Below are 9,244 nucleotides of genomic sequence, written 5' to 3'. Positions count from 1 at the left end.
AACCACAACCAACTCCGGCACAACCTCGCCAAGTTCACCCAGCGAAGCCACCTCAACCCGCGACACCGCCCCGGACACCCCGGACAGCACCGCCGACACCCACTCCAACCGCAGCAGCGACCCCGGACGCCCACCGGCCGCCAGCGGCAGCACCTCGGACGGGACACCCAGCGTCACCGACTCCACCGACAGCACCGGCTCACCGGCCGCATCGGCCACCGCCAGCGCGACCACCTCCTCGCCGGCCCGGGTCAGCCGGGCCCGGACCACCGAGGCACCCGAGGCGTGCAGCGACACCCCGGCCCAGGAGACCGGCACCAGGCCGCGCCCGTCGGCCGCCACCACCGCCGCCAGCAGGGCGGGGTGAAGGCCGAAGCCGGTCGCCTCCTCGGCCAACTCGCCGGCCAGCGAAGCCTCGACGAAGGTCTCCGTGCCCCGACGCCAGACCGAGCGCAGCGCCTGGAAGGCGGGGCCGAGGTCGCCGTAGCCGGGGATCTCGGCCAGCTCGGCGACCACCGCGCCCTTCGGCGGCCAGACCGACGCGTCGAACTCGGCGATCTGCTCGCCACGGACCAGCTCGCCAGAGGCGTGCTCGGCCCACGGGCCGTCGTCCTCACCCTCGGCGCGTGAGAAGAACCGTACGCTCCAGCCGCCGGACTCGCCGAGAGCACCGACCCAGACCTGGACCACCACCGCGCCGTCCTCCGGCAGCACCAGCGGCTCGGCCAGCGCGAAGCCCTCGACCCGGTCGCAGCCGACCTGGTCGCCGGCCCGGATCGCCAGCTCCAGGAAGCCGGCGGCCGGGAAGACCACGACACCGTCCACCATGTGATCCCGCAGCCACGGCTGCGACTTGAGCGTCAGCCGCCCGGTGAGCAGCGTGCCCTCGGCGTTGGCCAGCGCCACCGTGGCACCCAGCAGCGGGTGTTCGGCGGGCGCGAGCCCGGCACCGGTCACATCGCCGACGTGCAGGGCCGGGCGCGGCCAGAATCGCTCGTGCTGGAACGCGTACGTCGGCAGGTCCACCCGCCGCGCACCCGTACCGTCGAACAACCGCGCCCAGTCCACCGGCGCGCCCGCAACGTCCAGCTGCGCCAGGCCGCCGACCAAGGCGCCCTCCTCCGGCCGCCCCTTGCGGCAGACCGGCACCGCCACGCTCTCGTCCTCGTCGGCCAGGCACTGCTGCACCAGAGCCGCGAGCACCCCGTCCGGCCCCAACTCCACGAACGCCGAAACACCTTGCGCCCGCAGAGCCCGCACACCGTCGGCGAACCGGACAGCCTCCCGAACGTGGCGCACCCAGTACTCCGGCGAGCACAGCTCGTCACCCGCGAGCTCACCGCTCAGGTTCGACACCACGGGGATCGAGGGCTCGTGGAACTCCAGCCCCTTCAGCACGGTACGGAACTCGTCCAGCATCGGGTCCATCAGCGGCGAATGGAACGCGTGCGAGACCCGCAGCCACGAAGTCTTGCGGTCCGCGAAGTGCGCATCGATCGCCGCGACGCCCTCGGCGGAACCCGAAACCACCACCGACGAAGGCCCGTTCACCGCCGCTGTCGACACCGACTCACCCAGCAGCGGCAACACTTCGTCCTCGGAAGCCTGCACGGCGAGCATCGCACCACCGGCCGGCAGCGCCTCCATCAGCCGACCGCGCGCCGCCACCAGCGCACACGCGTCCGCCAACGAGAACACACCCGCCACATGCGCGGCCGCGACCTCGCCGATCGAGTGCCCGGCCACGAACTCCGCCCGCACACCCAACGACTCGACCAGCCGGAACAGCGCCACCTCCACCGCGAACAGACCCGCCTGCGCGAAGTCCGTCCGGTTCACCAACTCCTCGTCCGTACCCCACACCACGTCCCGCAACGGCCGCTCCAGCAGACCGTCCAGCACACCGCACACCTCGTCGAACGCCGACGCGAGCACCGGGAACCGGCCGTACAACTCCCGGCCCATCCCCAACCGCTGCGACCCCTGCCCCGAGAACAGGAACGCCACCGACCGCTCGGCCGCCTCACCCCGCGCGACCTCCACACCGTCCACCAGCACCGCCCGGTGCCCGAACCGCGACCGCCCCGCCAGCGACAGACCCACATCCACCGGCGACAGGCCCTCGACCGCCGCCAAGCCGGCGAGCTGCGCCTCAAGCGCCGCCTCCGACTTGCCCGACACCACCCACGGCACCACACCGGGCACTCCGGCAGGTGCGACAGCCTCGGCGGGGGCCTCGGCCTCCTCCTCCGGCGCCTGCTCCACGATCACGTGCGCATTGGTGCCGCTGATACCGAAGGCCGAGACGGCGGCGCGGCGGGGACGGCCGGTCTCCGGCCAGTCCCGGGCCTCCGTCAGCAGCTCGACCTCGCCGGCCGTCCAGTCGATCTTGGTGGACGGCGCGTCGACGTGCAGGGTGCGCGGCAGCACGCCGTGCCGCATCGCCTCCACCATCTTGATCACACCTGCCGCACCGGCGGCCGCCTGGGTGTGACCGATGTTCGACTTCAACGAGCCGAGCAGCAGCGGCAGTTCGCGCCCCTGGCCATACGTCGCAAGGAGCGCCTGGGCCTCGATCGGGTCACCGAGCGGCGTCCCGGTACCGTGGCCCTCGACCGCGTCCACCTCACCGGCCGACAGGCCCGCGCTGGCCAGCGCCTGGCGGATCACCCGTTGCTGCGACGGGCCGTTCGGGGCGGTCAGGCCGTTGGAGGCACCGTCCTGGTTGACGGCCGAGCCGCGCAGTACCGCGAGCACCGGGTGCCCGTTGCGCTTCGCCTCGGAGAGCCGCTCAAGGACCAGTACGCCCGCGCCCTCGGACCAGCCGGTGCCGTCCGCCGCATCGGCGAAGGCCTTGCACCGGCCGTCCGAGGCAAGACCGCCCTGACGGGAGAAGCCCGAGAAGCTCATCGGGGTGGACAGCACCGTCACGCCACCCGCGAGCGCGAGCGCGCACTCGCCGCTGCGCAGCGACTGGGAGGCCAGGTGCATCGCGACCAGGGAGGACGAGCAGGCGGTGTCGATCGTCACCGCCGGGCCCTCCAGGCCGAACACGTACGAGACCCGGCCGGAGAGCACGCTCGCGGTCAGACCGGTGGTCGCGTGGCCCTCGACGTCCTCGCGGGAGCCCATCACCACACCCACGTAGTCCACGCCGGCCGTGCCGACGAAGACGCCGGTCTTGCTGCCGCGCAGCGTGCCCGGGTCGATGCCCGCGCGCTCGAAGGCCTCCCAGGAGGTTTCGAGCAGCAGGCGCTGCTGCGGGTCCATCGCGAGCGCCTCGCGCGGCGAGATCCCGAAGAACCCGGCGTCGAAGGCGGCGGCCTCGACGAAGCCGCCCTCACCGGCGGCGCTGCTGCCGCTACCCTCGCCGCCGAGCGCCGCCAGATCCCAGGCGCGGTCGGTCGGGAAGCCGGACACCCCGTCGCGGCCGTCCTCGACCAACTGCCAGAGCTGCTCCGGCGTGGTAACCCCACCGGGCAGGCGGCAGGCCATGCCGACGACGGCGATCGGCTCGTGCTGGCCGGACTCGACCTCAAGCAGCCGTTGCCGGGTCTGGTGCAGGTCGGCCGTGACCCACTTGAGGTAGTCAACGAGCTTGCTGTCGTTCGACATGGGAGGAGGAGCCTTCCTGATATTGGTGCGAGTCGGGTCAGCGGTCGCTCAGACGGCCGAGCTCGTTGTCGATGAACGCGAGGACCTCATCCGCACTCGCGGCTTCGAGCCGCTCGACGACGCTGCCATCGGCATTCTGCGCGTCGAGGATTCGCAATTTCTCCAGGATCTGGCGCAGTCGGACAGAGACCGCGTTCCGGGTCGCCTGATCGGGCTCGGCGGCGGCCAGCGCGGCGTCCAAGCGGTCCAGGCCGCCGAGCAGTTCGGCACCGGCGTCCGTCTCGGGCTCGTCCAGCAGTTCGGCGAGCAGGTGCTCGCCGAGCACGGTCGGCGTCGGGTAGTCGAAGACCAGGGTGGCCGGCAGCCGCAGACCGGTGACCACGGTCAGCCGGTTGCGCAGCTCGATCGCCGTCAGCGAGTCGAAGCCCAGCTCGCGGAACTCCCGGCCCGCCTCGACCGCCACGGCCGAGTCGTGGCCCAGCACCGTCGCGCCCTCGGCCCGGACCAGGTCGACCAGATGACGCAGCCGATCGGTCTCCCGCAGCTCACGCACCCGCGCCGCCAGCGCAGTTGCCGTCCCGGCGTCGGCCCCGGAGGCCGAGGCCGCGCGCCGGGCACCCCGCACCAGCCCCCGCAGCAGCGCCGGCACCTCGCCCGGCATCCGCCGCCCGCCACCGCCGGCCCGTCCGATCGGTACCAGGTACGGCTCGTCCATTCCCATCGCGGCGTCGAGCAGTGCCAGGCCGTGCGCCGGCTCCAGCGGCGGCACGCCCGAGGACCGGATCCGCTGAAGATCGGTCTCCGACAGCGTGCCGGTCATACCGGCCGACGCGACCCAGGCGCCCCAGCCGAGCGACTGCGCCGCCAGGCCCTGGCCGCGACGCCACTGCGCCAGCGAGTCCAGGAAGACGTTGCCCGCCGCGTAGTTACCCTGACCCGCACTCCCCATCACGCCGGAGATCGACGAGAACAGGACAAACGCAGCAAGGTCCTGACCGGCCGTCAGCTCATGTAGGTTCCACGCCGCGTCCACCTTCGCCCGCAGCACTCCCGACAGCCGCTCCGGCGTCAACGCCGTCACCACACCGTCGTCCAGCACACCAGCTGTGTGCACCACGGCACTCAACTCACACCCAGCCAGCACACCTTCCAGCGCCGCACGGTCCGCCACATCACAGGCCACCACCGAAACCTCGGCACCCAGCCCCTCCAACTCGGCACACAGCTCCACCGCACCCTCAGCCGCCGACCCACGACGACTGACCAGCAGCAGACTCCGCACCCCGTGCTCGGCCACCAAGTGACGCGCCACCAAACGACCCAGACTACCCGTACCACCGGTGACCAGAACCGTCCCACCGCCCCAACCCGCAGCCTCACCGGCGCCACCGGGGACCCGGGCCAGCCGGGCCACCCGTACCTCACCACCTCGCCGCGCCACGAACTGGAAGTCACCGCGAGCCAGTTGCTCGGCCAGCACCGGCAGTGCGGCCGCCGCGTCCTCGTCCGGGCCGAGGTCGAGGAGCGCGAACCGGCCCGGGTTCTCCGCCTCGGCAGCTCGCACCAGACCCCAGACGGCACCACCCGCGAGGTCCGTCAGCTTCTCGCTCTCGTCGGCCTGCACCGCGCCGCGCGTCACGAACACCAGGCGCGAACCGGCGAACCGCTCCTCCGCCAGCCACTCCTGCACCAGCGCCAGCGCCCAGGCCGAGGTTCGGTGCACACCACCCAGCACATCCCCGGCACCCGGGACACCCGGCACCGGCAGCGCAACCAACTCCGGGATATTGTCGCCGAGTTCACCCAGCGAAGCCACCTCGACGACAGCCGGCACCGACCCGGAGTCACCGCCGGGCAGCGGCGGCACCCAGGTCAGCCGCAGCAGAGCGCCGTGGTCCTGGTGGTCCGCCGCACCGGCGGCGTCGCTCGGCGCGCCGAGAGTCAGCGACTCCACCGAGAGCACCGGCACACCGGCGCCGTCGTAAGCCGCGACCGCCACGGTGTCCTCGCCGGTCCGGGTGACGCGCAGGCGCAGCACGCCCGCGCCGGCGGCGTGCAGCGAGACGCCGTGCCAGGCCAGGGGCACCAGCCGCTCACTGTCGTCCAGCCCGGCGAGCCCGGCCACCTGGACTGCGGCCTCCATCAGCGCCGGGTGCAGGCCGAAGCCCGCCGCGTCCTCGATCCGGCCGGGCAGCACGGCCTCGACCACGGCGGCCGCGTCACCCTGTTGCCAGACCGCCTGGATCGCCCGGAAGGCCGGGCCGTGCTCCATCGGGTCGTAGCAGCTCTCCGGATCGACCGCCTCGGCGCCGACCGGCGGCCAGGCGAGCGGAGCGAGCTCGGGCAGCACCTCACCGGCCGCGAGCACGCCTGTCGCGTGGCAGCGCCACGGCCGCTCGGCCTCCCCGTCCGGCCTGCTGTAGCAGCCGACCGTCCGGTTCCCGTCCTCGTCCGCGGCCCCGACCACGACCTGCAGCTGGACCGCACCGTCCTCGGGCAGCACCAACGGCTCGGTGAGCGTGAGCTGTCCGACCCGGTCACAGCCCACCTGCTCGCCGGCCCGCAAGGCCAGCTCCAGCAGCCCCGTACCGGGGAACACCAGCGCGCCGCCGACCCGGTGGTCCGCGAGCCACGGCTGCACCTTCGGCGCGAGCCGGCCGGTGAGCAGCAGACTCCCCGAGTCGGCCGTGGAGATCACGGCCCCGAGCAGCGGGTGGTCGGCGGGCAGCAGACCCGCGCCGCTGACGTCACCGGTCCGCGCGGCCGGGCGCGGCCAGTAGCGCTCGTGCTGGAACGCGTACGTCGGCAGGTCCACCCGCCGCGCACCCGTACCGTCGAACAACCGCGCCCACTCGACCGCCACGCCCGCAACGTCCAGCTGCGCCAGGCCGCCGACCAAGGCGCCCTCCTCCGGCCGCCCCTTGCGGCAGACCGGCACCGCCACGCTCTCGTCCTCGTCGGCCAGGCACTGCTGCACCAGAGCCGCGAGCACCCCGTCCGGCCCCAACTCCACGAACGCCGAAACACCTTGCGCCCGCAGAGCCCGCACACCGTCAGCGAACCGGACCGCCTCCCGGACGTGCCTCACCCAGTACTCCGGCGAGCACAGCTCGTCACCCGCGAGCTCACCGTTCAGGTTCGACACCACCGGGAAGTCCGGCGCACGGAACTCCAGGCCCGCCAAAGCGGCCCGGAACTCCGCCAACATGGGCTCCATCAGCGGCGAGTGGAACGCGTGCGAGACGCGCAGGCGCGTGGTCTTGCGGTCGGCGAAGTACGCCTCAACCGCTGTGACCGCAACCTCCGCACCCGACACGACCACCGAGGACGGACCGTTGACGGCCGCGATCGACACCAAGTCGCCAAGCAGCGGCCGGACTTCCTCCTCCGTCGCCGCGACCGCGAGCATCGCGCCACCGGACGGCAGCGCCTGCATCAACCGACCACGCGCCGCCACTAGCGCACACGCGTCCGCCATCGAGAACACACCCGCCACGTGCGCGGCCGCCACCTCACCGATCGAGTGACCGGCCACGAACTCCGCCCGCACTCCCAGCGACTCGACCAGCCGGAACATCGCCACCTCCACCGCGAACAGACCCGCCTGGGCAAAGTCGGTGCGGTTCAACAGCTCGTCCGAGGAACCCCAGACGACTGAACGCAACGGCCGCTCCAGCAGATCATCCAGGACCTCGCACACCTCGTCGAAGGCCTCGGCGAACACCGGGAACCGGCCGTACAACTCCCGGCCCATCCCCAACCACTGCGAACCCTGACCCGAGAACAGGAAGGCTGCCGTCCGCTCCTCGGTCCGGCCCTTGGCAAGCTCGCGACCGTCGACCAGTACCGCCCGGTGCCCGAACCGCGACCGACCCGCCAGCGACAGACCCACATCCGCCGGAGACAGACCCTCAACGGCCGCCAGGCCCGCGATCTGCGCCTCCAGCGCATCAGCCGTCTTGGCCGACACCACCCACGGCACGACCTCGGGCATCGGGCCGGACGGGCTCAACTCATCTACCGTCGGCGCCTGTTCGAGGACGACGTGCGCGTTGGTCCCGCTGATGCCGAAGGAGGACACGCCGGCCCGACGGGCCCGGCCGGTCTCCGGCCAGTCCGTCCGCTCGGTGAGCAGTTCGACCTCGCCGTCGGTCCAGTCCACGTGCGTGGAGGGCGTGTCCACGTAGAGGGTGCGCGGCAGGACGCCGTGCCACATGGCCAGCACCATCTTGATCACACCGGCGACGCCGGCTGCCGCCTGGGTGTGGCCCAGGTTGGACTTCACCGAGCCGAGCAGTAGCGGCAGTTCACGGTTCTGACCGTACGTCGCCAGCAGCGCCTGCGCCTCGATCGGGTCACCGAGCGGCGTCCCCGTCCCGTGCGCCTCGACGGCGTCGACCTCAGCGGCGGACAGGCCGGCGTTCGCCAGCGCCTGCCGGATCACCCGCTGCTGCGACGGGCCGTTCGGCGCGGTCAGACCGTTCGACGCACCGTCCTGGTTCACCGCCGAGCCGCGCAGCACCGCGAGCACCTCGTGCCCGTTGCGCCGAGCCTCGGAGAGCCGCTCAAGGACCAGCACACCCGCACCCTCGGACCAGCCGGTGCCGTCCGCCGCATCGGCGAACGCCTTGCACCGGCCGTCGGCGGCCAAGCCGCCCTGGCGGGAGAAGCCGAGAAAGGGCATCGGCGTGGACAGCACTGTCACGCCACCCGCCAGCGCGAGCGAGCACTCGCCGCTGCGCAGCGACTGGGAGGCCAGATGCATCGCCACCAGCGAGGAGGAGCACGCGGTGTCGATGGTGAGGGCCGGGCCCTCCAGGCCGAAGGAGTACGAGACGCGGCCCGAGATCACGCTGTTGGCGAGCCCAGTACTGGCGTGGCCCTCCACCTCCTCCCGGGAGTTGAAGACCAGCGAGGCGTAGTCCTGGCCGGTCGTGCCGACGAACACGCCCGTCTTGCTGCCGCGCAGCGAGACCGGGTCGATGCCCGCCCGCTCGAAGGCCTCCCAGGAGGTCTCGAGGAGCAGCCGCTGCTGCGGATCCATCGCGAGCGCCTCACGCGGCGAGATCCCGAAGAACCCGGCGTCGAACTCGCCCAGCCCGGCCAGGAATCCGCCCTGCCGGGTGGCGCTCACGCCTCGGCCCGTACTGTCGTCGGCAAACAGCGCCTCCAGATCCCAGCCACGGTCGGTCGGGAAGTCGGAGATGCCGTCCCGTCCCTCGAGCAGCAACTCCCAGAGCCCTTCCGGGGTCCGGACCCCGCCCGGCATCCGGCAGGCCATGCCGACGATCGCGACCGGGTCGCCCAGGGCGGCGGCGCTGACGGAGACTCCCTCGAACTCACCGTGCTCGTCGAGCAGTTCCGCTACCACGTGCGCGGCGATAGCCGTCGGCGTCGGGTAGTCGAAGATCAACGTCGCCGGGAGCCGCAGCCCGGTCACGGCCGTGAGCCGATTACGCAGCTCGATCGCTGTCAGGGAGTCGAAGCCGAGCTCGCGGAACTCCCTCCCGGCATCGACGGCTGCGCCGGAGGTATGGCCGAGCACGGTGGCCGCCTCCGCCCGCACCAACTCGACCACGTGCCGCAGCCGCTCGCCCTCCCGCAGCTCCCAGAGCCGGGCCGCCAGCGC

The 9,244-nt window shown here is 72.6% G+C and carries 2 protein-coding genes; both read right to left on the bottom strand.

The window, feature by feature from the left end:
• The coding region (locus AB0K43_RS30860) for a type I polyketide synthase (protein WP_363645631.1) at positions 1–3,615 on the bottom strand (3,615 nt) is incomplete at its 3' end.
• A gap of 37 nt (positions 3,616–3,652) precedes the next feature.
• Positions 3,653–9,244, bottom strand: a 5,592-nt coding sequence (locus AB0K43_RS30855) for an SDR family NAD(P)-dependent oxidoreductase (RefSeq protein ID WP_363645629.1), incomplete at its 5' end; no start/stop codon positions are given.

Origin of the sequence: Kitasatospora sp. NPDC049258 (assembly GCF_040678895.1) — a bacterium.
In the GTDB taxonomy this organism is placed as follows: domain Bacteria; phylum Actinomycetota; class Actinomycetes; order Streptomycetales; family Streptomycetaceae; genus Kitasatospora.
Note: the sequence above shows the minus strand (reverse complement) of the source record. Positions and strands in the feature narration are given on the sequence as shown.